Source organism: Pseudorhodoferax sp. LjRoot39, from assembly GCF_964253035.1.
GTDB lineage: Bacteria > Pseudomonadota > Gammaproteobacteria > Burkholderiales > Burkholderiaceae_C > Pseudorhodoferax.
Genome location: NZ_CAXUQL020000001.1, coordinates 1,087,845 through 1,111,667, shown reverse-complemented (window position 1 = coordinate 1,111,667; position 23,823 = coordinate 1,087,845). Strand labels below are relative to the sequence as shown.

The window sequence follows — 23,823 nt, the reverse complement described above, 5'->3', positions numbered from 1 at the left end:
CGCTTCACCCCTGCATCGGATCGAACACCACGAGCGCGTCCGCGCCCTCACGCTGCAGCACGCGCGCCTGGACGCGCTGGCCGATGCGCACGTCGCTGGCCGGCATGCCTTCGACGCGGCTCATCAGGCGCACGCCCTCGTCCAGGTCGATCAGCGCCACGTTGAGGTCGCCACCGGCCTCGGGCTTGCGGCGCACCGTGGTCACGGAGTAGACGGTGCCGGTGCCGGCGGGCGCGACGAAGTCCAGCGCGCCGCTGCCGCAGTGCGGGCACAGCTCGCGCGGGTAGTAGACGTGCTGGCTGCAGTCGCCGCAGCGCTGGATCAGGAAGCGGCCCTGCTTCAACGCGGCCTGGTGGCGCGCAAGGACGCCGCCCGCGGCATCGGGTGGGGTGATGGTGGTCATGGAGGGAAGCGTGTCTCGTCGGGTTTCGAACGAACGCAAGCATGCCGCCCGGGGCCGGTGGGCGCCATCCGTATTTGGTGAACGGGGTGTTCGGGCCACTCCTAGAATGGTCGCCCCTTCCGGAGACACGCCCATGAACGCGCCCACCACCACCGCCCAGCTGATCCCTGAATTCCATCCACGGGACGTGCCCGTGGCGCTGATCGAGGCGCTCAAGGCCAGTTTCGGCGATCGCTGTTCCACGGCACTCGTGGTGCGCGAGCAGCACGGGCGCGACGAGTCCTCGTTCACGGTGCCGCCGCCGGCCGCCGTGGTGTTCGCCGAGAGCACGGACGATGTGGCGCAGGCGGTGCGCCTGGCCGCCGCGCATGCCGTGCCCGTGATCCCGTTCGGCGTCGGCTCCTCGCTCGAAGGCCATCTGCTGGCCGTGCAGGGTGGCATCAGCATCGACGTGTCGCGCATGAACAAGGTGCTGGCCGTCAACGCCGAAGACCTGACCGTCACGGTGCAGCCCGGCGTCACGCGCAAGCAGCTCAACGAGGAGATCAAGAGCACGGGCCTGTTCTTCCCGATCGACCCCGGCGCCGATGCGTCCATCGGCGGCATGGCGGCCACGCGCGCCAGCGGCACCAACGCCGTGCGCTACGGCACCATGCGCGAGAACGTGCTGGCGCTGGAGGTGGTCACGGCCGCGGGCGAGGCCATCCGCACCGGCACGCGCGCCAAGAAGTCGTCGGCCGGCTACGACCTCACGCGCCTGATGGTGGGCAGCGAGGGCACGCTGGGCGTGATCACCGAAATCACGCTCAAGATCTATCCGCTGCCCGAGGCCGTGTCGGCCGCCATCTGCTCGTTCCCCAGCATCGAGGCGGCCGTGCGCTGCGTGATCCAGACCGTGCAGTTGGGCGTGCCCATCGCGCGCGTGGAACTGATCGATGCGAACACCGTGCGCATGGTCAACGCCTACGCCAAGCTGGGCCTGCGCGAGGAGACCATGCTGCTCATGGAATTCCACGGCTCGCCGGCCAGCGTGAAGGAGCAGGCCGAGACGGTGCAGGAGATCGCCTCCGAATTCGGCGGCAACGCCTTCGAATGGGCCAGCACGCCCGAGGAGCGCACGCGGCTGTGGACGGCGCGGCACAACGCCTACTTCGCAGCCGTGCAGTCGCGCCCGGGCTGCAAGGTGATCTCGACCGACACCTGCGTGCCGATCTCGCGGCTGGCGGACTGCCTGCTCGATTCCGTGGCCGAGGCCGACGCCAGCGGCATCCCCTACTTCCTGGTCGGCCACGTGGGCGACGGCAACTTCCACTTCGGCTATCTGCTCGACCCGAACCTGCCCGAGGAGCGCGTGAAGGCAGAGCAGCTCAACCACGACCTCGTGGCACGCGCGCTGCGGCTGGAAGGCACCTGCACGGGCGAGCATGGCGTGGGCCTGCACAAGATGGGCTTCCTGGTCGACGAGACCGGCGCCGGCGCGGTGGACATGATGCGCACGATCAAGCGCGCGCTGGACCCGCAGAACATCATGAACCCCGGCAAGATCTTTGCGCTGTAGCGCCCGGCGGCCTCGGAGATTTCGTCAGAATTGGTTACCCTCTGACTTGACATGCATGGATTTCTTGCAGATCCAGACATAAAGTTGCGCCTTTTCTGATGGGGAATCCATGATCCGACCGCTCCTGCCTTTCGCAGCACTTGCGCTGGCCGCCTGCGTGCAGGCGCCGCCGGCTGCCCCTCCAGACCAGCCGGCCATGGTTCGCATCTGCGACAACACCGGCTGCTCCGACCGCCCGCGCAACAGCGCCACCTTCGACGCCACGCGCGACGAGAACCCTGAGCAGACGCGCCGCATCGCCGCGCTGACCGACCTCGCCAACAAGGACCCGCGCGCCGCCTACGACCTGGGCCTGCGCTACTTCCGTGGCGACGGCGTGCCGCAGAACAGCTACCAGGCGCTGCAGTGGATGCGCAGCGCCGGCGAGCGCGGCCATCCGCAAGCCCAGCTGGCGCTCGGCCGCCTCTACCTGACGGGGCTGCAGGAGATGGGCTCCGACCCTGCAGAAGCCGAGCGTTGGCTGTCGCTCGCCGCCGGCCGCGGCGACAAGGAGGCCGGCAAGCTGCTGGCCGAAGCAACGGCTGCCAGGAAGAAGAACCAGGACGAGTACAAGGCCTGGGCCGACCTGAAACGCGAGGCCTCGCTCGGCCTCTGGACCACCAGCTACACCTACTACTGGGTCTGGCGCCCGACCGGCTGGGTCTACCGCTACTGACCGCCTCTTTTCCTTCACTATCCTTCTTGCAGAAAGCCAAGCCATGAACACCTCCTTCCTCCTGCGTCCCGCCGTGCTGGCCGCTTCCGTGCTGGCCCTGGCCGGTTGTGAAACGCCTGGCGGCGGCAAGATCACGACCGGCAGCGCCCCCACGGCCGTGACCGGCGGCGCCGCCGGCGGCACCAGCGCGGGTGCCAACCCCAACCTGGAGCGTTGCGATGCACCGCTGGGCACGCTGGCGGTGGACGACGGCCGCGGCAAGGAGTGGTATGCCAGCTTCGGCGCGGCCACCAAGGTCACCTCGATCGAGCCGCTGCTCCGCCTGGCCGTGCAACAGTCCAACTGCTTCGTGATCACCTCCATCGGCAACAACCGCACCGAGAGCAAGCTGTCGGCCATCACCGACAAGCAGCGCAACTCCGGTGAGTTCCGTGCGGGCTCCAAGCAGGAGAAGGGCCAGCGCGTGGCGGCCGACTACTTCCTGGAGCCGGCCATCATCATCGACAACGACTCCACCGGCAAAGTGGCGGCCGGCCTGGGTGCCTTCCTGCCGGGCGGCTTCGGCGCGCTCGCCGGTGCAATGGAAAGCAAAGCCTCGGTCGTGACCATGACGCTGTTCGACATCCGTTCGGGCGTGCAGATCGGCATCTCCGAAGGCAATGCCACGGCCACGAACTTCGGCGCCGCCCTGGGCGCCTTCGGTGGCGGCGCGGCGGCCGGCCTGGGCGGCTTCTCGCGCACGCCCGAGGGCAAGGCCACGGTGGCGGCCTTCGTCGACTCCTGGAACTCCATGGTGATCTCGCTGCGCAACTACAAGGCGCAGGAGGTCAAGGGCGGCCTGGGCCGCGGTGGCGTGTTGAAGGTCGGCCAGTAAGCCGGCCCTGCGCCCACAGGAAACCGCCTTCGGGCGGTTTTTTCATGCCTTGCTGAAAGGCGCCTGGTACAGCCAGACGGGGCGGCCATCGGCGCCCTGCAGACGGGCTGCGGGGCGCAGCGCCGTGGCCTCGAATTCCAGGCTGACCAGCCAGGCGCCGGGCGCCAGCTCGGCCTCGGCCTTGGCCACCGCGCGCGCCATGCTCTCGGGCCGCTGGAACAGGTAGACCAGCGCGCAGGGGCGCCAGTCTGCGCGCCACATGTCGCCCTGGCGCACCCGGGCCCAGGGGCAGCGCAGTGCGCAGACCAGGCGCAGCGGCCAGCTCCACTCCACACCGTGCAGCTCAGCCTGAGGATAAACCCAGTGAAGCGCTTGCAGCCCATGGCCCAGGCCGCATCCGGCGTCCAGCACCCGCGCGCCAGCCGGCAACGGCGCCTGGACTGCCAGGCCTTGCAGCGCGCCGGCCGGCGTCGGGAACAGCGGCGCGTCGCGCCAGGCGTTGAGGGGGTAGACCAGGGCCAGCAGCGCCAGTGGCAGCAGCCAGGCCCAGGCCGCCCATTGGGCCGAGCCGCTCAACAGCAAGGCCAGCGGAAAGCCCAGCGCAATCAGCGCCCGGCGCCACAGCGTGCTGCCGAGCACGCTGGCCAGAGCGCCCGCGGCGCTGGCCAGCAGCAGTGCGAGCCCCGGCGCCATGCCTGCTGCCAGCAGCGCGCGGAACAGGCCCCAGGCCAGCGCCCAGGCCAGCACGGCGGGCAGCGGCCAGGGCAGGCGCGGCATCAGCGCGCGACCGTGGGCGACAGCTTCTCGATCAGGCCGTTGAGTTCTTCGAGCGAGCCGAACTGGATGCTGAGCTCACCAGCCTCCAGCACGCGGCCCCCGCGCTTGACACGCTTTTTGATGCGGATCTCGACGTCCGCGGCGAACAGGTCGGACAGTTCCTCCTCCACCCGCTTCAGGTCGCGCGACTTTTCCTTCTTGGGCTTGTTGGGCGAGGTCAGCGTGAACTCGGCCGACAGCTTCTTGGCCAGGCTCTCGGCCTCGCGCACGGACAGCTTCTTGGCCGAGATCTGGTTGCCGGCCGTGATCTGCGTGGCCCGGTCCAAGGACAGCAGCGCGCGCGCATGGCCCATGTCCAGGTCGCCGGCCATGAGCATGGTCTGCACGGGTTCGGCCAGCTGCAGCAGGCGCAGCAGGTTGCTGGCCGCGCTGCGCGAGCGCCCGACGGCCTGGGCCGCCTGCTCGTGCGTCATGCCGAATTCCTTGACCAGGCGCTGCAGGCCCTGGGCCTCTTCGAGCGGGTTCAGGTCTTCGCGCTGGATGTTCTCGATCAGCGACATCGCGGCCGCGGACTCGTCGGGCACGTCGCGCACGAGCACCGGCACCTGGTCCAGGCCGGCCAGTCGTGCGGCACGGAAGCGGCGCTCGCCCGCGATGATTTCGTACTTGCCGGCGTGCTCGCCCGCGGTCAGCTGGCGCACCAGGATGGGCTGCATGATGCCCTGGGCCTTGATGCTCTCGGCCAGCTCGTACAGCGCGCCCTCGTCCATGCGCGTGCGCGGCTGGTACTGGCCGGGCACCATGGCCTCCAGGCTCAGCGTGCTGGGCTTGCCGTCGGCGGCGGCGGCGCCAGCCTCGGCTGCCGGGTGGTCGGAGACGGTGGGACCCAGCAGGGCTTCCAGCCCGCGGCCCAGGCCCTTGGGGCGTTTGGTGACCATAGGATCAGTCTTCTTTCTTGAGTTCTTCGAGCAGCGCACGCGCCACAGGCCAGTCACCCAGGCCGGACTCGGCGTTCAGGTGGCCACCGGCGCCCATGTCGTGGTAGGCCGCACCCCAGTCCTGCGCCATGACCTGGGCGCGCTCCTGGCTGCAATAGGGATCGTCGCGGCTGCCCAGCAGCAGGCTGCGGAACGGCAGCCGCCGGCGCACGATCGGGGCCCAACCCGGCAACAGCACGCGCAGGTCTTCGCGTTCGACATCGCCGGGTGCGACCAGCAGGGCAGCGCGCACGCGCGCGGTCAACCGACTGTGGTCGGCCCAGGCCGCGACCTGGATGCAGCCCAGGCTGTGGGCGGCCAGCACCACCGGTCGGTCGGCCGGCAGGCCCAACAGCACTTCGTCCAGCCGCGCCAGCCAGTCGCCGCGCAGCGGCCGCATCCAGTCGTGCTGCTCGACGCGGCGGTCGCCGTAGCGCTGCTCCCAGAGAGTCTGCCAGTGGCCGGGGCCGGAGCTCTGCCAGCCCGGCAGCGTGAGCACCTGCACGCTCATCGTGCGCGCGCCACCATCTCGCGTGCAAAGCTCAGGTAGGCCTGGCTGCCGCGCGCGGCGGGGTCGAACACCACGCCCGGCAGGCCATAGCTGGGCGCTTCGGCCAGGCGCACATTGCGCGGGATCACGGTATCGAACACCTTGTCGCCGAAGTGGCCCTTGAGCTGGTCGCTGACCTGCTGCTGCAGCGTGATGCGCGGATCGAACATCACGCGCAGCAGGCCGATGATCTTGAGATCCTTGTTGAGGTTGGCGTGGACCTGCTTGATGGTGTTGACGAGGTCGGTCAGCCCTTCCAGCGCGAAGTACTCGCACTGCATGGGCACGACCACGCCATGGGCAGCGCACAAGCCGTTCAGTGTCAGCATGGACAGGGACGGCGGGCAGTCGATCAACACGAAGTCGTAGTCGCCCTGCACCGCTTCCAGCGCCTGCTTGAGCCGGCGCTCGCGCCGCTCGACGCTGACCATCTCGACCTCGGCACCGGCCAGCTCGCGGCTGGCACCCAGCACGTCGTAGCCGCATTTCTCGGACTTCACGCGGGCCTCGGCGATGCTGGCGGACTCCAGCAGCACGTCATAGACAGAGAGTTCCAGCGCGCGCTTGTCCACGCCCGAGCCCATGGTGGCGTTGCCCTGCGGGTCCAGGTCGATCAGCAGCACGCGCTGGTCGGCGCGCACCAGGCCGGCAGCCAGGTTGACGGTGGTCGTCGTCTTGCCGACGCCACCCTTCTGGTTGGCAATGCAGAAAACACGCGCCATCACTGCACCGCCAGCTTGATGCCGAAGCCGACCAGGAACAGCCCGGCGATCTTCTCGAGGGCGTTGGAGATGCGGCGGTTTGCGCGCAGGCGCTCGGCCAGGCGGTGGGTGAGCAGCACGGCGACCAGGCTGTAGGTGAAGCCCAGCACGGCGATGGTGGCGGCCATCACGCCGAAGGTCAGCATGCCCTGGTGCCGGGCCGGATCGATGAACAGCGGGAAGAAGGCCATGTAGAAGACGATGGCCTTGGGGTTTAGCAAGGTGATCATGAGCGCCTGGCGCAGGTAGTGGCGCGGCTGCATCTGCAGCACGGGCGCGTCGCCCGGCTTGGCGCGCAGCATGCGCACGCCCATCCAGGCCAGGTAGGCAGCCCCCAGCCACTGGACGGCATGGAAGGCGGCCGGGTAAGCAGCCAGCACGGCCGCCACGCCGGCCAGAGCCAGCCACAGCAGGATCTGGTCGCCCAGAATGATGCCGGCGGCGCAGGCCAGGCCGCCGCGCAGGCCGCCCTTGCTGGTCGAAGTGATCAGCGCCAGGTTGCCCGGTCCGGGAATCATCAGAAACACGACGATGGCGGCGACAAATGCGCCGTAGTCAGCAATGCCGAACACGGGATCTCCTAGGGGAAGCAGGCCGCGAGTTTAAGCGGCGGTGGCGCGCATCCAGACGATGCAGCGCTCGGCACCCAAACCGGGAACCTGCAGATGTTCCACGTGAAACACCTGCACCTCGGGCGGCAGCGCGGCGATTTCCTCGACCGGCTCCTTGCCCTTCATGGCCAGCCACACCGCGCCCGGTTTGAGGGCCGCGCGCGACCAGGTCGTGAAATCGACCAGCGAGGCGAAGGCCCGGCTGGACACGATGTCGTAGCCCTGCCCCAGGCTCTCCACGCGCGCGTGCAGGCCACGCAGATTGGGCAGCTTGAGTTCCACCGCCACCTGCTGCACGAAGGCCGCCTTCTTGGCGACCGTGTCCACGCAGTGCACCTGCAGCTGCGGGTGCAGGATGGCGAAGACCACGCCGGGCAGGCCGGCGCCGGCACCGACATCCAGCAAGGCCGGAGCCTCGGCGCCCTGCTCTGCCAGCACCCGCCGCAGCGGCGGCACGGCCGCCAGGCAATCCACGAGGTGTTGCGTGAGCATCTGCTCCGGATCGCGCACAGCCGTCAGGTTGTAGACCTTGTTCCATTTGGCGATCAGGCCCTGGTAGGCCAGCAGGGCGTCGGCCTCGGCATCCGACAGCGCCAGGCCCAGGGCCTGCGCCGCATCCGGCAACCGGCCCTTCACGCGCTGACAGCGCGGCCGCGCTTCTTGAGGTGTACCAGCAACAGCGAGATCGCCGCCGGCGTGACGCCGGAGATGCGCGACGCCTGGCCCAGCGTCTCGGGCCGCTGCTTCGCCAGCTTCTGCCGTACTTCGATCGACAGGGCCGGCACGGCCATGTAGTCGAAGTCGTCCGGCACACGCAGCGTCTCCAGATGCGCAGCGCGCTCGACCTCTTCCTTCTGCTTGCCGATGTAGCCGGCGTACTTGGCGGCGATCTCGATCTGCTCGATCTCATCTTCGTCCAGCGCCTGGTCGGGCACGAAGCGGCCACCGTCCAACGACATCAGGCCGGCGTAGTCCACGCCGGGGCGGCGCAGCAGGTCCGCCAGGTTGTATTCGTGCTCGATGGCCTTGCCCAGCACGCGCTCGGCCTCCGCCGCCGGCAGGTTGCGCGGGTTGACCCAGAGCGAACGCAGCCGCTGTGTTTCACGTGAAACAGCATCGCGCTTGCGGCTGAAGGCATCCCAGCGCGCGTCGTCCACCAGGCCCATCTGGCGGCCCACTTCCGTCAGGCGCATGTCGGCGTTGTCCTCGCGCAGCTGCAGCCGGAACTCGGCCCGGCTCGTGAACATGCGGTAGGGCTCGCTGACGCCCTGGGTGACCAAGTCGTCGACCAGCACGCCCAGGTAGGCCTGGTCGCGGGCTGGCAGCCAGGGCTCGCGCCCCAGGCACTGCAACGCGGCATTGGCACCGGCGAACAGGCCCTGGGCCGCTGCCTCCTCGTAGCCCGTCGTGCCATTGATCTGGCCGGCGAAGAACAGGCCCTGGATGGCGCGCGTCTCGAAGCTGCTCTTGAGCGCGCGCGGGTCGAAGTAGTCGTATTCGATGGCGTAGCCGGGGCGCAGGATGTGGGCGTTCTCCAGGCCCGGCATGCTGCGCACGAGTGCGTACTGGATGTCGAACGGCAGGCTGGTGGAGATGCCGTTGGGGTAGAACTCGTTCGTCGTCAGGCCCTCGGGCTCCAGGAAGATCTGGTGGCTGTCCTTGTCGGCGAAGCGGTTGATCTTGTCTTCCACGCTGGGGCAGTAGCGCGGCCCCACCCCTTCGATCTTGCCCGTGAACATGGGGCTGCGGTCGAAGCCGGAACGGATGATCTCGTGCGTGCGTGCATTGGTGTGCGTGACCCAGCACGGCATCTGCCGCGGGTGCATGTCGGCCCGGCCCATGAAGCTGAACACCGGCATGGCGTCGCGCTCGCCGCCCGGCATGCCGTCGCCGGGCTGCTCGGCGCACTTGGAGAAATCGATGCTGCGCCCGTCCAGCCGCGGCGGCGTGCCGGTCTTGAGCCGCCCTTGCGGCAGCTTCAGTTCCTTCAGGCGTGCGCTCAGCGACTGGGCCGGCGGGTCGCCCGCACGGCCAGCCGCGTAGTTGTTCAGGCCCACATGGATCTTGCCGTCCAGGAAGGTGCCCGCCGTCAGCACCACGGTGCGGCCGCGGAAGGCGATGCCGACCTGGGTCACGGCGCCGACCACGCGGTCGCCCTGCACCATCAGGTCGTCCACCGCCTGCTGGAACAGCCACAGGTTGGGCTGGTTCTCCAGCATGCGGCGGATCGCGGCCTTGTAGAGCACGCGGTCGGCCTGGGCGCGCGTGGCGCGCACGGCCGGGCCCTTGCTGGAATTGAGGATGCGGAACTGGATGCCGCCCTCGTCCGTCGCCAGCGCCATGGCGCCGCCCAGCGCGTCGACCTCCTTGACCAGGTGGCCCTTGCCGATGCCGCCGATGGACGGGTTGCAGCTCATCTGCCCCAGCGTCTCGATGTTGTGGGTGAGCAGCAGGGTCTTGCAGCCCATGCGGGCCGCGGCCAGGGCGGCCTCGGTGCCGGCATGGCCGCCGCCGACGACGATGACGTCGAATTCCTGGGGGTGGGTGTAGGGAGTGCTCATCTCAATTGGCCTGCACGAGGAAGGTGGGAATGGCCAGGGCCTGGGCCGCCTGGGCCTGGCGCTTGTCGGCCGTGACGAACATGTCGACGCCGGCCGCCTGGGCGGTGGCAATGTGCAGCGCATCCATGGCGCGCAGACGAGAGGCGGCCATGGCCTGGATGGACAGCGCCTCGATGCGCTCGTCCAGCGCCAGGACTTCGAAACCTTCGAAGTCCAGCGCCAGGGTCTGCAGGTCGGCATCGAACTCGGGCCGCGTCGTCGCGCCATCGTGCAGGTCGCGGCACAGGCTGGAGGCGACCTCCACGCGCGCATGAGCGGCCATCACAACCGCATCTGCACGTTCCAGCCATTGCTGCACCTGCTCATGGCCCTGCTCGTCGCGGTAGCGCTTGGCGATGGCCGAGGTATCGAACAAGAGACGCATCAGTACCTCGACTGCTCGCGCTCTTCGATGATCAGCTGGGCGATGGTCTTGCCGTCCGCCCGCACCACCTTGCGCGGCGTGATGCGCTGCTTCCAGTGCGGCAGCTCGCTCGGGGTGTCGGGCCGCACTGGCACCAGATCGGCCACGGGCTTGCCGTGGCGCAGGATGCGCACGGTCTCGCCCTGCTCGACCAGGTCGAGCATGGCCGAGGCGTTGGCGCGGAATTCACTGAGGGGCAGCGTCTGCATTTGTACAACCTTCGAAGATCTGTACATTTTACCGACCGACCCAGGGTCGTGTCGGCGCTGGCCGACAATCCCCCCGTGCCGAGCAAGCCAGACCCCACCTGCCGCAGCGGCTGCGGCGCATGCTGCACCGCGCCCTCGATCAGTTCGCCCATCCCGGGCATGCCAGGCGGCAAGCCGGCCGGCGTGGCCTGCGTGCAACTCGACGAAGCCCTGCGCTGCCGCATCTTCGGCTCGCCTGAGCGCCCGGCAGTCTGCGCCGGCCTGCAGCCCTCGCACGAGATGTGCGGCCGCGACGCCGTGGTCGCGATGGCCTGGCTCACGCGGCTGGAAGCCGCGACGGCGCCCGCCTCAGTTCGCTGAGGCGGGCGGCGCCAGGTACGGCGCCAGCACCCCGGCCAGCCAGTCCATGAACACGCGCAGCCGCGCCGGCAACTGGCGCCGGTGCGCGTACAGCACGGTCACTGGCAGGCCGGGTGCGCGCCACTGCGGCAGCACTTCGACCAGTTCGCCGGCCTCCACATGCGGCCGCAGCGCGATGGTCGGCGCCTGGATCAGGCCCAGCCCGGCCAGGCAGGCCGCGCCGTAGGCCTCGGAGTTGTTGACGGTCACGCTGCCCTGCATGGGGATGCCGCGCACCACGCCGCCCTCCTCCACTTCGAAGCCCGCGCTGCGCACACCCAGCCGCGTCGCGTAGTGCACGAGCCGGTGCCGCGCCAGGTCGTCCAGCGTCTGCGGCACGCCGTGCGCCGCCAGGTAGGCACGGCTGGCCAGGTTGTGCTGCACCAGCATGCCGAGCGGGCGCGCCACCAGGTCGGAGGCATCCAGCGGGCCCGTGCGCACCACGCAGTCGAAGCCGTCGGCCACGAGGTCTACGCGCCTGTCGCTGCTGGACAGCTCGATCTCCAGCGCCGGGTGCAGGGCCAGGAACCCGGGCAGGCGCGGCAGCACCACGCGGTGCGCCATGCCCAGCGACATGTCCACGCGCAGCCGGCCGCGCAACGCCTCGCCCTGGCGGAACATGGCCTGCAGGTCGTCGAAGCTGGCCAACATGTCCTTGCAGCGCTCGTAGCAGGCCTGCCCGTCGTGCGTGAGCACCACGCGCCGCGTGTTGCGGCGCAGCAGCTGCGTGCCCACGGCCTCTTCCAGCTGCTTCACCGACTTGGACACGCTGGCCTTGGGCAGGCCCAGGCTGTCGGCCGCCTGGGTAAAGCTGGACAACTCGGCCACGCGCGTGAAGACCAGCAGCAGTTCGGGGCGGACCATGGCGGCCTCACTGTTCGTTTTGGACGAACAAATCTATCACTTCGCGCGCCTTTTTCTTCTTTCAGCACATCAATAAAGTCACGCCCATCGCAACCCAACGGAGTCCACCATGACCACCACCCGCACCGACACCCCCATCGCCCTCATCACCGGTGGCAGCCGCGGCCTGGGCCGCAACGCCGCGCTGACCCTGGCCCGCCAGGGCACGGACGTGGTGCTGACCTACCAGCGCAACGCCGCCGAGGCCACCGCCGCCGTGGCCGAGATCCAGGCTCTGGGCCGCCGCGCCGTGGCGCTGCAGCTGGACGTGGCCGACGTGCGCAACTTCCCCGGCTTCGCGGCCGCACTGCGCAGCGCGCTCGGCCAGACCTGGGGCCGCGACCGCTTCGACTTCCTCGTCAACAACGCCGGCACCGGCGTGCACACCCCGTTCGCCGACACCACGGAGGAACAGTTCGACCAGATGGTCGACATCCACCTCAAGGGCGTGTTCTTCCTGACGCAGGCGCTGCTGCCGCTGATCGCCGACGGCGGCCGCATCGTCAACCTGTCGTCTGGACTGGCCCGTTTCGCACTGCCGGGCTACGCGGCCTACGCGACGATGAAGGGCGGCGTGGAGACGCTCACGCGCTACCTGGCCAAGGAACTGGGCCCGCGCGGCATCCGCGTCAACGTGGTCGCACCGGGCGCCATCGCCACCGACTTCGGCGGCGGCGCGGTGCGCGACAACGCCGGGCTCAACGCCTTCGTCGCATCGCAGACCGCGCTCGGCCGTGTCGGCCAGCCCGACGACATCGGCCCCGTCATCGCCGCGCTGCTGGCCCCCGGCACGGGCTGGATCAATGCCCAGCGCGTGGAAGCCTCGGGCGGCATGTTCCTCTGACGCGGGAATCAACCCGCCGGCGGCAGCGGCGTGCGCCGGCGCTGCGCCGCCGTGTTCCAGCAGGCGTCGTGCACCACATTGCGCAGCACCGCGGGGTCGATGGGCTTGGCCAGGAAGTGCGCAACGCCGCCGATGTTGATGGCGTCGCGCAACACCTGCGGGTCGTTGCTGGCGGTCATCAGCACACGCGCGGTGTGCGGCATGCGCTTGCGGATCTCGCTCAGCAGCGCGATGCCGCTGCTGCCCGGCAGCCAGTGGTCCACGACGGCGATGGCGTAGTCGTGCTGGTGGAACATCTCCATGGCCTGCTCGGCACTTGCCGCGCTGGCCACGCGCACACCGAAGGATTGCAGAACGTGCTCCAGCAGCTCGCGCGTGATCGTCTCGTCCTCCACCAGCAGCACCACCGGCATCGCCTCGCGTTGCAGGAAGGCCGCCGGGTCCAGCAGCATCGGCTGGTCGAACAGCTTCTCCACCGCCTCGGCCGGCTGTGGCCGCGCCATCCAGTAGCCCTGGATCTCGTCCACGTCCAGCGCATAGAGCAGGATGGCCTCGTCCTCGCTCTCCACGCCCTCGGCGATGGCGCGCATGTTCAGGTTGTGCGCGAGCCGTACCACGGCCGCGACGATGGCCCGGTCCTGCGGGTTCTTGAGCAGGCCACGCACGAAGGACTGGTCCACCTTGAGCCGGTCGGCCGGAAAGCGCTTGAGGTAGCCCAGGTTGGAATAGCCCGTGCCGAAGTCGTCCACCGAGAGCAGGATGCCGAGCTTCTTGAGTTCGTGCATGAGCACCAGCGCCGCGTCCGGGTCGCGCATGGCCAGGCTCTCGGTCACCTCCAGTTCCAGCACGCCCGGCGGGATGCCGTAGCGCACCATGGCCTCGTGCAGCTCGGTCTTGAAGTGCGGATCGGAGAACTTGGTCGCCGCCAGGTTCACGGCGGTGCGGATCCAGCCATGCCCCTGCCGGTGCCACTGCTGCATCTGGCGGCATGCCGCATCCACCACATAGGTGTCGATCGCGCCGATCAGGCCCGACTCCTCGGCCAGGCCGATGAACTTGCCCGGCATCAGGAAACCGTAGTCGGGCGAATCCCAACGCACCAGCGCCTCCAGGCTCACGAGCGCGCCGGTCTCGAAGTCCACCTGCGGCTGGAAGTGCAGCACCAGCTCGCGGCGGACGATGGCATCGCGCAGGCGTGCCTCCTTCTGCACGCGCACGTCGATGGCGTCCTGCATCTCGCTGGAGAAGATGCAGACGCCGCGGTCGCTTTGGCTCTTGGACTGCACCATCGCCAGGTCGGCCCGCTTGACCAACGTCTCGGGCTCATCACCATGGTCGGGAAACAGCGCCACCCCCACGCTGCCGCCCAGCACATGCGGCTCGCCGGACAACAGCACCGGAGCCTGCAATGCGGTGTGCAGGCGCGCCCCGAATGGCTCGACCATGCTGCGCGGCAGTCCCTCGCAGACCACGACGAACTCGTCCCCCGCCAGCCGCGCCACCGTGTCGCCGCCGCGTGCCTCGTCCTGCAGGCGCCGCGCCATCTCGGAAAGCACCTGGTCCCCCGCGCTGCGGCCCAGGCTGTCGTTGATCTGCTTGAAGCGGTTGAGGTTGACGAAGTACACCGCCACCGGCCGCTGGCGGCTGCGGGCCCGCGCGATGGTCCGCGCCATGCGCTCCAGCAGCAGGGTGCGGTTGGGCAGCTCGGTCAGCGCGTCGTGGGTGGCGCGGTAGTGCAGTGCGTCCTCCTGGCGCCGCTGCTCGGTGATGTCCACGCAGACCGCGATGTAGCGCACCACCTGGCCCGCAGCGTCCTTCTGCGGCACGATGGCCATGTCCACCCAATACAGGCCGCCCGCGTCGTTGCGGTTGCATACGACATCGCGCCAGATCTCGCCGCGCTGGATGGTGGTCCACATGCGTTCGAAGAAGCCGTGGTCGTGGTAGCCCGCGTTGAGCAGTCTGTGGTCCTGGCCCAGCAGGTCCTCCCGCCTGTGGCCGCTGGTCTGCACGAACTTGTCGTTGACCCGCAGGATGCGGCCCGCGGTGTCGGTCACCGAGACCAGCGCATGCTGGTCGATGCCCTGCATGTAGGTGGAGAGTTCCGCGAAGGCCTGCTCGACGCCCTGCTTGGCCAGCAGCAGCCCGTTGGCGTCGCGCGTCTGCTGCTCGGAGTGCGCGAGCTGGCTCAGCGCCTTGCGCAGCTGGCCGCGCTGCAGGCCCAGCCGACGGTGCAGCCACAGCAAGGCCAGCGCGCAGCCCACCCCCAGCACGGCGACAACCACCGCCACCGTGACCAAAACCAAGCCTGCACCGTCGGACCCAGCCGGCATTCCCCGCCCTTCTCCGCCATGTTTCGGGCGCCGAGCATCGCCTGCCAGCGCCGACAGCGCAAGGCGTGTTTTCCGCCGATCGTGTAGGCCAAATCAGAATGGGTAGTGCCGCGGTGTCGTCTGCACCGTCACCCAGCGCAGCTCCGTGAACTCGGCGATGCCGGCCTTGCCGCCGAAGCGCCCCCAGCCACTGCCCTTGACACCGCCGAAGGGCATTTGCGCCTCGTCGTGCACGGTGGGGCCGTTCACATGGCAGATGCCCGACTCGATGCGCTGCGCCACTGCGATGGCGCGTGCCGTGTCGCGGCCGAACACGGCGGACGACAGGCCGTAGGCGTTGTCGTTGGCCACGCGGATCGCCTCCTCCACGCCGTTCACGCGCACGATGGCCTTGACCGGGCCGAACGTCTCCTCGCCGTAGATGCGCATGGCCGGTGTCACATGGTCCAGCAGCGTCGCCGGCATCAACGTGTTGGTGGCCTTGCCGCCGCACAGCAGCCTGGCGCCCTTGGCCAGCGCATCGTCGATCAGCGCATTGCAGTGCGCGACCGTGCTCATGCCCACCACGCTGCCCAGCACCACGGGGTCGGTCCCGCGCGGGTCGCCCAGCGGCAGCGCGCTGGCCTTGGCTGCAAACCTGGTGACGAAGGCATCGGCGACGGCCACGTCGACCACGATGCGCTCGGTGCTCATGCAGATCTGGCCCGAGTTGGCGAAGCTGCCAAAGGCCGCGCCATCCACGGCTGCATCCAGGTCGGCATCGTCCAGCACCACGAACGGCGCCTTGCCGCCCAGCTCCAGCACCACGGGCTTCAAGTGCTGCGCGCACTGCACCGCGATCAGCTTGCCCACGCGCGTGGAGCCCGTGAAGTTCACGCGGCGCACGGCCGGGTGGGCGATCATGGCATCGACCACGGCCGCCGCATCGGCCGGCGCGTTGGTGATGTAGTTCACCACGCCGGCCGGGAAGCCCGCATCGATGAAGGCCTGGGCGATCAGCTGGTGCGTGTGCGGGCACAGCTCCGAACCCTTGAACACCACCGTGTTGCCGCAGGCCAGCGGCGTGGCGATGGCGCGCACGCCCAGGATCACGGGTGCGTTCCAGGGCGCGATGCCCAGCACCACGCCGGCCGGCTGGCGCACGGCCAGGGCCAGGCTGCCCGGCACGTCGGAGGGGATCACCTCGCCGGCGATCTGCGTGGTCAGCGCCGCGGCCTCGCGCAGCATGCCGGCCGCCAGGTGCACGTTGAAGCCGGTCCACATGGCGGTGGCACCGGTCTCGCGCGGCAGCGTGGCGATGAACTCCGGGGCCTTGGCCTCCAGTGCATCGGCCGCCTTGAGCAGCAGTGCGCGGCGCGCGTTCGGGCCGGTCTGGCTCCAGGCCGGGAACGCGGCGGCCGCGGCCTCGACGGCACGGATGGCGTCGGCGGGCGTGGCGGCGGGTGCGCGCGTGGCCAGACTCTCGTCGAGCGGGTTGCGGCGTTCGAAGGTGGCGCCGTTCTCGGCGGCCACGGCTTGGCCGTTGATGAGCATGGACAGGTCGGACATGGTGGTTTCTCCCTTCAGATGGTTGCCACGCCCAGGTAGGCGTGGCGGACGATGTCGGATTGCGCAATCTCGGCGGCCGGGCCGCTGGCCACGAGCGCGCCGCGCTCCAGCACATGGGCGCAGTCGGCCACGGCCAGGGCCTTCTTCACGTTCTGCTCGACCAGCAGCACCGTGGTGCCGGCGTCGGCGATGCGCCTGGCGATGGCGAGCAACTCGTCCACCATGCGCGGCGCCAGGCCCAGCGAGGGCTCGTCCAGCATCAGCAGGCGCGGGGCGGACATCATGGCGCGCGCCACAGCCACCATCTGCTGCTCTCCGCCGCTCATGGTGCCGGCCAGTTGCTGCGCGCGTTCGGCCAGCCGCGGGAAGTCGGCGAAAGCCTGGCGCAGGCGTTCGGTGCGTTGGGCCTTCGTGCTGAGCCAGCCGCCCAGTTCGAGGTTCTCGGTGACGGTCATCTGCGGGAACAGCTGGCGGCCCTCGGCCACGAGCGCCATGCCGCGCCGCACAGCCACGCCGCTCTGGCGCACCGGCAGCAGCGCATCGTCCAGCAGCACGGTGCCCGTGCGCGGGATCAGCCCGGCCAGGGCCTTGAGCAAGGTGGTCTTGCCAGCGCCGTTGGGGCCGAGGATCACCGTGAGGCCGGGGCCGACCTCCAGGTCGATGGAGCGGATCACGTTGAAGCCGCCGTAGCCGGCGCCCAGGCCCTGGATCTTGAGGTGGGCGGTCATGTCCGGGCTCCTTGGCATTGTGCGTGGGCCGAGGTCACCGGGTGGCCTTCTCCGCGAATGTCCCCCGCCTTCGGCTCCTCCTTGATTTCGCTGCGAAGGCCACCCGATGCCCTCGGCCCTGGACACGTCGCGTCGCGCGGGGTGGTGCAACGCGGCGCTTCCTGACCACGACGATGGTGTGCTCCACGCAGCGAAATCAAGGAGGAGCCCCGGGCCGCCTGCGGCCCGGGGCGGGGGACATTCGCGGAGTGGAGTACACCGTCGGCGCGGTCTCGCGCCACGGTGAATGCACTGGAATTCATGCCACCACCTCATCTCCGAGATAGGCCTCGATGACCTCGGCATTGCGCGTGACCTCGGCCGGCGTGCCGTCCGCGATCTTGCGGCCCTGGTGCAGCACCAGCACACGCTCTACATGGCGCAGCAGCGTTGTCACGGCATGCTCGATCCAGACGACGGCCAGTCCGAGTTCGCCGCGCAGCCGCCCGATCAGCCGGGCCATGGCCTGGACCTCGGCTTCGGTCAATCCAGCCGCCACCTCGTCCAGCAGCAACAGCCGCGGCCGGGTGGCCAGTGCCATGCCGATCTCCAGCAGGCGCTGCTGCGCCGGCGTGACAGCGGACGCCGGCAGCTCCGCCTGGGACGACAGGCCAATCAGCGCGAGGATGCTCCCGGCATCGGCCAGTGCTGGCGCGGCAGCCCTGCTGCGCCCCGCGAACTGCAGGCCGAAGTCCACGTTGTCGACCACGCGCAGGCCACCGAACACGCGCGGCGTCTGAAAAGTACGCGCCACGCCCCGGGCCGCGAAGCGGTGCGGCCCCTGCCCTGCCAGGTCGTGCCCGCCCAGCAGCAGCGCGCCGCTGGTGGGCGGCTGCACGCCAGAGATCGCGTTGAAGAAGGTGGTCTTGCCCGCGCCGTTCGGACCGATGATGCCGACCAGTTCGCCGGCGTCGAACGCCGCGTCCACCGCGTCCACGGCCGTGAGGCCGCCGAAGCGCACCGTGACCGCGCGGGCTTCCAGCAGACGTTCAGCCATTGAGCCGCTCCCGTTGGAACCAGCCGCGCACCTGGGCCCAGCGCAGACTGCCGAGGCCATCGGGCAGGTACATGACCGACAGGATCAGCAGCAGCCCCAGCGCCACCATGTAGGCCTGCGGCAGCTGCAGCCGCAGCGTCTCGGCCAGCACGCTGAACACCACGGCCGCCACCAGCGGGCCCCACAACGTGGCGGCGCCGCCGATCAGCGCGATCAGCACGGTCTGGAAGCCGATGAAAGGGTTGAACACCGTGACCGGGTCGATGTAGGTCCAGCGCACGGCCATGGCAGCGCCTACGGCCCCGGCAAAGGCCGCGGTGATGGCGAAGCCCAGCGTCTTGACCATGCGCGTGTTCACCCCCAGGGTCTGCGCGCGCTGCTCGTCGAAGCCGATGCCCACCAGCGCCAGGCCGAAGCGCCGACGCCGCACCACGATGGCCGTGGCCACGGCGATGGCCGCGATGCCCAGCACCGTCCAGTAGACGGTCGTCTCCTCGGGAACGACCACGAGCACGCGGCCGACCGTGCCCGTGACCTGCTTCTCGAAGTAGGTCACGGCATGGCGGATCAGCTCGGTCATGCCGAAGGTCAGCACCGCGAAGTAGGTGCCGCGCAGGTGCAGCACGGCTGCGCCCATCACCAGCGCGATGGCCGCGGCCACCAGTGCGCCCAGGCCCACGGCTGCCAGCCAGGGCAGGCTCTCGAGCACCAACGCGCTCGTGTACGCGCCGATGCCGAAGAAGGCGGCAGTGGCCAGCGAGAGGTAGCGCGTGCTGCCGCAGAACAGGCTCCAGCTCGAGGCCAGCGCCACGTACATGAGGCAGGTCAATGCCAGCGAGAGCAGGAACTCGCTCGCGATGCCAGGCAGCAGCGCCGCGGCCAGCGTGAGCCCCGCCAGAAGAATCCAGTCGCGCTTCATCGTTTGGCAAACAGTCCGTTGGGTTTCCACAGGAGCACGGCGATGAACACGCCGTACGAGAGCAGCGCCTTGAGCGAGGGGTTGGTGAAGTGCATGCCCAGCGCCTCGATCACGCCCAGCAGCAGCCCGCCCGCGAGCGCGCCGCCCATGCTGCCGAAGCCGCCCAGCGTGATCACGATCAACGCCGTCACCGCGTAGGGCTCGCCCATCGAAGGCGTGATGGTGTAGGCCATCGACAGCAGGCAACCGGCCACGCCCGACAGGCCCAGGCCCACGCCGAACATCAGCGGGTGCAGCCGCTTCGTGTCGATGCCCACCAGCTGCGCGCCTGTGGGCGACTGCATCAGCGCACGCACGCCCTTGCCCAGCATGGTGAAGCGCAGCAGCGCCATCAGCGCGAGCGCAAACACCAACGCCAGGCCGAACACCACGAGCTTGTTGGCCGCGAACTGCGCGCCGCCGATCGCCACCGGCGTGGTCAGGTAGTCGTAGCCGCGCAGGTCGCCGCCCCAGGCCCAGCTTGCGAAGTTCTGCACCAGGAACATCAGGCCGAAGGCCACCATGAGCCCGCGCGCCTCGAACACGTCCACGTTGGGCGCCTGGGCCGCGAGCTTGCGGAAGGTCAGGGCGTGCACGACGAGGCCGATCAGCATCAGCCCCGCGAAGGCCAGCGGCAGCACGGCCAGCGGCGACCAGCCCAGCAGCGTGTGCGCCATCCAGGTGGCATAGGCCCCCAGCATCAGGAACTCGCCATGCGCGATGTTCAGGATGCGCATGAGGCCGTACTGCAGATTCAGCCCCAGGCCCACGAGCGCGTAGATGCCGCCCGTGATGAGGCCGCTGGCCACGAGTTCGAACCAGGCTGTCAACGACACGTCACTTCCACGCCGGCTTGGCAGGGTTCAGCTTCGCCGTGGCCATCGCCGCCGGCCACACCACCTCGAACTCACCGTTCTGCCACTGGCCCACGCTGCCCGGCGTCGCCGTGTTCTCGCTGCCCGTGAACTTCACGTCGCCGATGATGGTCTTGTGGGCGGTCGTCGCCACGTATTCGCGGATGGCCTTGCGGTCCAGCCCGGCCTTCGCCACCGCCGCCTGCAGGATCTCCAGCGCCGCCCAGCAATGGCCGCTGGCCCAGCGGTCCGGCTCCTTGCCCTCGAAGCGCTTGGTGTGCGCGTCGAAGTAGGCCTTGGCGCCCGCGCTGGTCTTGCTGTTCCACGAGCCCATGCCCAGCACACCTTCGGCACCTGGCGCCGTGATCACGTTGCGGTAGAGCTGGAAGGCCGTGCCCACCGAGGCGTAGAAGAACTTCGGGTTGAAGCCCACCTCCTTGGCCTGCTTGCTCGCGAGGATGGTGTCGGGCGGGTAGGTGATGCCGATGAAGGCATCGGGGTTCTGCTCCTTGATGCCGCGCAGCACGGGCGAGAGGTCCTTCACGCCCAGCGGGTAGCTCTTGCGCTCCACCACCTGGATGGAGGTCTTCTTGAGCGCGTTGTTGATCGCCGCGAAGTTCTCCAGCCCGAACAGGTCGTCCATGTAGACGATGGCGATCGTCTTCACGTTGTTCGCCACCAGCATGTCGACCAGCGCGCCCATCATGCGGTCGGGCTGCTGCAGGATGGAGAAGAAGAACGACAGGTTCATGTCGATCAGCTTGCGCGACAACGCGGTCGGCGCCAGCATGGGGTAGCCGAAGCGCTGGGCCAGCGGCGCGATCGCGAAGTTGGCGTTGCTTCCCCAGGGCGGCAGGATCAGATCGACCTTGTCGCTGCCCATCAGCTTCTGGTAGCTGCGCACGCAGGTCTCGATGTCGCTGCGGTCGTCCACGCCCACGAGTTCGATGGGGCGCTTGCTGCCCTTCACGTCCAGCCCGCCCGCGGCGTTCACCTGCTCGGCCCACAGGAGGTAGTTGGGCTCCTGGCTGACCTGCGCACCGGGCGCCCAGGGGCCGGTGCGGGCCATCGCGTAGCCGATGCGCACGGGGGCGTTCTGGGCCTGCAGCGCGGGGGCGAAGGCCGCGCTGCCGAGCGCGGCGGCCGCGCCTTGCAGCACGCGGCGGCGGGAGTGGATGGTCATGGTGTCGTCTCCTCGAAATCGGTGTCCCGGATCGTAGGAAGACGCCGCTGCGCGCGCTGTGCGCAGCGTGCACGGAATGCTGGCACCAGCGTGCACGCCCCCCCGGGTTAACCCGGCACCGCCCCCGCGCGCCGCGCAGCGCGGCCTATGATCGCGGCCCGTCCCCCGCCCCGGAGAAGCCGATGACCCCGTCCCTGCTGCTGAGCACCGACGCGGTCGCCCCGCGCGACCGGGCGCCGCAATGGCGCGAGTGGATCTGGCGCCACTTCGGCGGCCTGGACTCCGACCTCTACGGCGACAGCGAGTTCGACGGCCGGCTGTCGGCCTCGCGCGCGGGCGACGTGGTGCTCACGCGGCTGGAGGCCGGCCGCCACCGCGTGCTGCGCACACCGCAGATGGCACGCCGCGACGAGGCCGGCTACCTCAAGATCGTCGCACCCTGGCAGGGCAGCGCCGAAGTCGAACAGCGGGGCCGCAAGGCGCGCGCGCAGGCGGGCGGCTGGATCATCTACGACACCACGCACGACTACGCGATCGACAACCCCGCGCCCACCGAGCACCTGATCGTGATGCTGCCCAAGCATCAAATGGCCGAGCGCGGCGTGCGGCTCGACCCGCTCATGGCGCGCCACGTGGGCGGCGCCAACGGCATCTCGCGCCTGGCGCTGGAGACCATGCGCACCACCTACCTGGAGCTCCCCGCGATGAGCGAGACAGCCGCGCGTGGCGCTGGCGAGCTCATCATGCAGCTGGTGCAGCTCTCGCTGCTCGAACTCGCGGGCCAGGGCACGGCCGTGACGCTGAAGGAAGCGCTGCGCGACCGCATCCGCGACCATGTGGCGCGGCACCTGCGCGACCCGCTGCTGTCCATCGAGCAGATCGCGGCCGCGCTGAACTGCAGCAAGCGCCACCTGCACAACGCCTTCGCGCAAGGCGACCAGACGCTCGCCAGCTACATCCAGCAGCAGCGGCTGCAGGCCTGCATCCAGGAGCTGCGGCAGGCGCCCGCAGCTGGCCGCTCGATCACCGACATCGCGCTGGCCTGGGGCTTCTCGAACATGTCGCACTTCGCGCGCGTGTTCCGCGAGCACACGGGCTTGAGCCCGAGCGAGTTCCGCCAGGCCGCGCGCGCGGCCGGCGGCTGATCAGGCGACGGCGCGCAGCAGCGGCTGGCCCGGGGTGGCGGCGGGCGGTGTCCCGCTTTCGCGCACCACGATGTCCTTGCTGAGCAACTGGGCCTTGCCGAACAGCGTGGCGAAGGCGACGTCCTTGGCGTCGCGGCCCGTGCCCACACGCACCAGCCGTTCCACGGGCGCCATGCGGGTCGGGTCGAACAGCACCCAGCGGCCATCCAGCCAGGCTTCGAAGATGGCGTGGAAGTCCTGCGGCGGCTCGTCGAAGAACACATAGCCCGCCACCAGCCGCGCCGGGATGTTCAGCGCGCGGCAGAAGGTCACGCCCAGGTGCGCGAAGTCGCGGCACACGCCCTGGCGCTGCACGAAGATCTGCTGGGCCGTGGTCGTCGCATCGCTGGAACCCGGTGTGTAGGCGATGTTGTCGTGGATCCAGTCGCTGACGGCCTGCACGCGCGCCAGGCCAGCCGGCACCTTGCAGAACAGCTGCTGCGCGGCATTGCCGAGCAGGTCGGATTCGCAGTAGCGCGTGGGCGAGAGGAAGTGCAGCACCTCGTCGGGAATCTGGTTCACGGGTGCCTCGCCCAGCTCCGGCGCCGGCACTTCGTAGTGCACCTCGACCTCCGCCTTGTAATGCACATGCAGCTGCCCCTCGGGCGCGTCGAAGCGCACGAAGCGGTTGCCCTTCACCGGGTCGCGGTAGTCGTGCAGCGGCAGCGCGGGCTCCACCTGCAGACGCTCTTCGCGCAGGTGCTGGTCGGCATGGTCCGCCACCTGCAGGTGCAGGCAGAAGTGCGTGGGCTCGGCCACGTCGTAGACGAGCTTGACGTCGATGGAGGACAGCATGGCGAGCCCTCAGGCGTGGCGGCGACCACGCACGCCGTGCGCATGCGCGTGATCGCGGTGCGCACGGACCACGCGGCCGGCGGCCTTGCGCGTCTGCGGCACCTGGCCATCGGGCCACCAGTCGGCGGCCGTCACCTGCAGGATGCGCTGCACGCGCTGCAGCGGGCTCTGCAGCCATTGCTGCAACTGCGCGTAGTGCTGGGGACCCAGGCCCTCGGGACCAGACTGCACGGCTCAGTCCAGGATCTTCTTCGCCGCGCCGACGCCCAATGCGGCGAGCACGACGAACACCACGGCCAGGATCAGGAACAGGCCGAACAGCACTTTGGCGATGCCGGCCGCGCCCGCCGCCACGCCACCGAAACCCAAGCCCCCGGCAACCAGTGCGATCAACGCAAAGATGATGGCCCACTTCAACATGTCGACTCTCCTTGTACAGCGGCGGCGCCGCGCTTGCACGCACTGTAGGAAAGCGGTCTTTCAGAAGGCATCAGCCGCCGGCACAGGGGGGTGTAGGACAATCGCGCGGCCCTGTTCGGGCGCTGTCGGGCGGGCTCACGCAGCCGGGCGGCACAACGATCCCAACCCCTTCGGAAACA

Annotated in this window: 27 protein-coding genes; 6 read left to right on the top strand and 21 right to left on the bottom strand. The window is 69.5% G+C overall.

Annotation, left to right across the window (positions count from 1 at the left end):
• Positions 1 to 4: 4 nt before the first annotated feature.
• Positions 5 to 403: a Zn-ribbon domain-containing OB-fold protein gene (locus ACSQ4M_RS05285; protein ID WP_436188549.1), complete on the bottom strand. Its 399-nt coding sequence runs from the start codon at positions 401 to 403 to the stop codon at positions 5 to 7.
• A gap of 133 nt (positions 404 to 536) precedes the next feature.
• On the opposite strand from ACSQ4M_RS05285, the gene ACSQ4M_RS05280 reads away from it, so the two are divergent.
• From ACSQ4M_RS05280 to ACSQ4M_RS05270, 3 genes are all read left to right on the top strand, one after another.
• A complete protein-coding gene (locus tag ACSQ4M_RS05280) occupies positions 537 to 1,961 on the top strand; it encodes an FAD-binding oxidoreductase (RefSeq protein WP_436188548.1) in 1,425 nt (474 codons plus the stop codon).
• A gap of 109 nt (positions 1,962 to 2,070) precedes the next feature.
• A complete protein-coding gene (locus tag ACSQ4M_RS05275; RefSeq protein WP_436188547.1) occupies positions 2,071 to 2,676 on the top strand; it encodes a tetratricopeptide repeat protein in 606 nt (201 codons plus the stop codon).
• Positions 2,677 to 2,719: 43 nt separating this feature from the next.
• Entirely contained in the window at positions 2,720 to 3,550 is an 831-nt protein-coding gene (locus ACSQ4M_RS05270) for a hypothetical protein (protein ID WP_436188546.1), read from the top strand.
• Between the two features lie 42 nt (positions 3,551 to 3,592).
• Here ACSQ4M_RS05270 and ACSQ4M_RS05265 read toward each other — a convergent pair whose 3' ends face one another.
• The 9 genes from ACSQ4M_RS05265 to ACSQ4M_RS05225 are packed head-to-tail and all read right to left on the bottom strand — an operon-like array spanning position 3,593 to position 10,459.
• Positions 3,593 to 4,327 (bottom strand): class I SAM-dependent methyltransferase, encoded by a 735-nt coding sequence (locus ACSQ4M_RS05265; protein ID WP_436188545.1) that lies wholly within the window; start codon positions 4,325 to 4,327, stop codon positions 3,593 to 3,595.
• A complete protein-coding gene (locus tag ACSQ4M_RS05260; RefSeq protein ID WP_436188544.1) occupies positions 4,327 to 5,265 on the bottom strand; it encodes a ParB/RepB/Spo0J family partition protein in 939 nt (312 codons plus the stop codon). The genes ACSQ4M_RS05265 and ACSQ4M_RS05260 overlap by 1 nt, the downstream gene beginning before the upstream one ends.
• Positions 5,266 to 5,269: 4 nt before the next feature.
• The gene (locus ACSQ4M_RS05255) at positions 5,270 to 5,815 is read right to left on the bottom strand and encodes an RBBP9/YdeN family alpha/beta hydrolase (RefSeq protein ID WP_436188543.1); all 546 of its coding nucleotides are present in this window, start codon (positions 5,813 to 5,815) and stop codon (positions 5,270 to 5,272) included.
• A complete protein-coding gene (locus ACSQ4M_RS05250; RefSeq protein ID WP_189687303.1) occupies positions 5,812 to 6,576 on the bottom strand; it encodes a ParA family protein in 765 nt (254 codons plus the stop codon). The genes ACSQ4M_RS05255 and ACSQ4M_RS05250 overlap by 4 nt, the downstream gene beginning before the upstream one ends.
• Positions 6,576 to 7,187, bottom strand: a complete 612-nt coding sequence (locus ACSQ4M_RS05245; RefSeq protein ID WP_436188542.1) for a LysE family transporter — start codon at positions 7,185 to 7,187, stop codon at positions 6,576 to 6,578. The genes ACSQ4M_RS05250 and ACSQ4M_RS05245 overlap by 1 nt, the downstream gene beginning before the upstream one ends.
• A 30-nt stretch (positions 7,188 to 7,217) precedes the next feature.
• Entirely contained in the window at positions 7,218 to 7,862 is a 645-nt protein-coding gene (rsmG, locus tag ACSQ4M_RS05240; protein WP_436188541.1) for a 16S rRNA (guanine(527)-N(7))-methyltransferase RsmG, read from the bottom strand.
• Positions 7,859 to 9,787 carry a tRNA uridine-5-carboxymethylaminomethyl(34) synthesis enzyme MnmG gene (mnmG, locus tag ACSQ4M_RS05235; protein WP_436188540.1) on the bottom strand — a complete coding sequence of 643 codons (1,929 nt, stop codon included), beginning with the start codon at positions 9,785 to 9,787 and terminating at the stop codon, positions 7,859 to 7,861. Before mnmG ends, rsmG begins: the two co-directional genes overlap by 4 nt.
• 1 nt (position 9,788) lies before the next feature.
• The gene (locus ACSQ4M_RS05230; RefSeq protein ID WP_326535312.1) at positions 9,789 to 10,211 is read right to left on the bottom strand and encodes a type II toxin-antitoxin system VapC family toxin; all 423 of its coding nucleotides are present in this window, start codon (positions 10,209 to 10,211) and stop codon (positions 9,789 to 9,791) included.
• Positions 10,211 to 10,459 (bottom strand): type II toxin-antitoxin system Phd/YefM family antitoxin, encoded by a 249-nt coding sequence (locus tag ACSQ4M_RS05225; protein WP_436188539.1) that lies wholly within the window; start codon positions 10,457 to 10,459, stop codon positions 10,211 to 10,213. The genes ACSQ4M_RS05230 and ACSQ4M_RS05225 overlap by 1 nt, the downstream gene beginning before the upstream one ends.
• Before the next feature lie 75 nt (positions 10,460 to 10,534).
• Between ACSQ4M_RS05225 and ACSQ4M_RS05220 the strand changes: the two genes are divergently transcribed.
• The gene (locus tag ACSQ4M_RS05220) at positions 10,535 to 10,819 is read left to right on the top strand and encodes a YkgJ family cysteine cluster protein (RefSeq protein ID WP_436188538.1); all 285 of its coding nucleotides are present in this window, start codon (positions 10,535 to 10,537) and stop codon (positions 10,817 to 10,819) included.
• On the opposite strand, the gene ACSQ4M_RS05215 is transcribed toward ACSQ4M_RS05220, so the two are convergent.
• Complete coding sequence (locus tag ACSQ4M_RS05215; protein ID WP_436188537.1) at positions 10,808 to 11,722, bottom strand: LysR family transcriptional regulator; 915 nt, start codon at positions 11,720 to 11,722, stop codon at positions 10,808 to 10,810. The genes ACSQ4M_RS05220 and ACSQ4M_RS05215 overlap by 12 nt on opposite strands.
• 109 nt (positions 11,723 to 11,831) lie before the next feature.
• Between ACSQ4M_RS05215 and ACSQ4M_RS05210 the strand changes: the two genes are divergently transcribed.
• A complete protein-coding gene (locus ACSQ4M_RS05210) occupies positions 11,832 to 12,605 on the top strand; it encodes an SDR family NAD(P)-dependent oxidoreductase (protein WP_436188536.1) in 774 nt (257 codons plus the stop codon).
• Positions 12,606 to 12,613: 8 nt separating this feature from the next.
• On the opposite strand, the gene ACSQ4M_RS05205 is transcribed toward ACSQ4M_RS05210, so the two are convergent.
• The 7 genes from ACSQ4M_RS05205 to ACSQ4M_RS05175 all read right to left on the bottom strand — a co-directional run bounded on the left by ACSQ4M_RS05205 (position 12,614) and on the right by ACSQ4M_RS05175 (position 21,245).
• Complete coding sequence (locus ACSQ4M_RS05205) at positions 12,614 to 14,911, bottom strand: EAL domain-containing protein (RefSeq protein WP_436188535.1); 2,298 nt, start codon at positions 14,909 to 14,911, stop codon at positions 12,614 to 12,616.
• 120 nt (positions 14,912 to 15,031) lie between these two features.
• The gene (locus ACSQ4M_RS05200; RefSeq protein WP_436188534.1) at positions 15,032 to 16,486 is read right to left on the bottom strand and encodes an aldehyde dehydrogenase; all 1,455 of its coding nucleotides are present in this window, start codon (positions 16,484 to 16,486) and stop codon (positions 15,032 to 15,034) included.
• A 14-nt stretch (positions 16,487 to 16,500) separates the two neighbouring features.
• On the bottom strand, positions 16,501 to 17,214 hold the full coding sequence (locus ACSQ4M_RS05195; protein WP_436188533.1) for an ABC transporter ATP-binding protein: 714 nt from the start codon (positions 17,212 to 17,214) through the stop codon (positions 16,501 to 16,503).
• A 298-nt stretch (positions 17,215 to 17,512) separates the two neighbouring features.
• The gene (locus ACSQ4M_RS05190) at positions 17,513 to 18,250 is read right to left on the bottom strand and encodes an ABC transporter ATP-binding protein (protein WP_436188532.1); all 738 of its coding nucleotides are present in this window, start codon (positions 18,248 to 18,250) and stop codon (positions 17,513 to 17,515) included.
• Positions 18,243 to 19,169: a branched-chain amino acid ABC transporter permease gene (locus ACSQ4M_RS05185; protein ID WP_436188531.1), complete on the bottom strand. Its 927-nt coding sequence runs from the start codon at positions 19,167 to 19,169 to the stop codon at positions 18,243 to 18,245. Before ACSQ4M_RS05185 ends, ACSQ4M_RS05190 begins: the two co-directional genes overlap by 8 nt.
• Positions 19,166 to 20,044, bottom strand: coding sequence for a branched-chain amino acid ABC transporter permease (locus ACSQ4M_RS05180; RefSeq protein WP_436188530.1), 879 nt, complete (start codon positions 20,042 to 20,044; stop codon positions 19,166 to 19,168). Before ACSQ4M_RS05180 ends, ACSQ4M_RS05185 begins: the two co-directional genes overlap by 4 nt.
• A 1-nt stretch (position 20,045) precedes the next feature.
• A complete protein-coding gene (locus tag ACSQ4M_RS05175) occupies positions 20,046 to 21,245 on the bottom strand; it encodes an amino acid ABC transporter substrate-binding protein (RefSeq protein ID WP_436188529.1) in 1,200 nt (399 codons plus the stop codon).
• A 182-nt stretch (positions 21,246 to 21,427) separates the two neighbouring features.
• On the opposite strand from ACSQ4M_RS05175, the gene ACSQ4M_RS05170 reads away from it, so the two are divergent.
• The gene (locus ACSQ4M_RS05170) at positions 21,428 to 22,390 is read left to right on the top strand and encodes a helix-turn-helix domain-containing protein (RefSeq protein ID WP_436188528.1); all 963 of its coding nucleotides are present in this window, start codon (positions 21,428 to 21,430) and stop codon (positions 22,388 to 22,390) included.
• Here the strand turns inward: ACSQ4M_RS05170 and ACSQ4M_RS05165 are convergent, their stop codons facing one another.
• From ACSQ4M_RS05165 to ACSQ4M_RS05155, 3 genes are read right to left on the bottom strand one after another with little or no spacing between them, the layout of a single operon-like run.
• Entirely contained in the window at positions 22,391 to 23,224 is an 834-nt protein-coding gene (locus ACSQ4M_RS05165) for a transglutaminase domain-containing protein (RefSeq protein WP_436188527.1), read from the bottom strand.
• Between the two features lie 9 nt (positions 23,225 to 23,233).
• Positions 23,234 to 23,455 carry a hypothetical protein gene (locus tag ACSQ4M_RS05160; RefSeq protein WP_436188526.1) on the bottom strand — a complete coding sequence of 74 codons (222 nt, stop codon included), beginning with the start codon at positions 23,453 to 23,455 and terminating at the stop codon, positions 23,234 to 23,236.
• Positions 23,456 to 23,458: 3 nt separating this feature from the next.
• Positions 23,459 to 23,644 (bottom strand): DUF1328 family protein, encoded by a 186-nt coding sequence (locus ACSQ4M_RS05155; protein ID WP_056663631.1) that lies wholly within the window; start codon positions 23,642 to 23,644, stop codon positions 23,459 to 23,461.
• Positions 23,645 to 23,823: the final 179 nt, after the last annotated feature.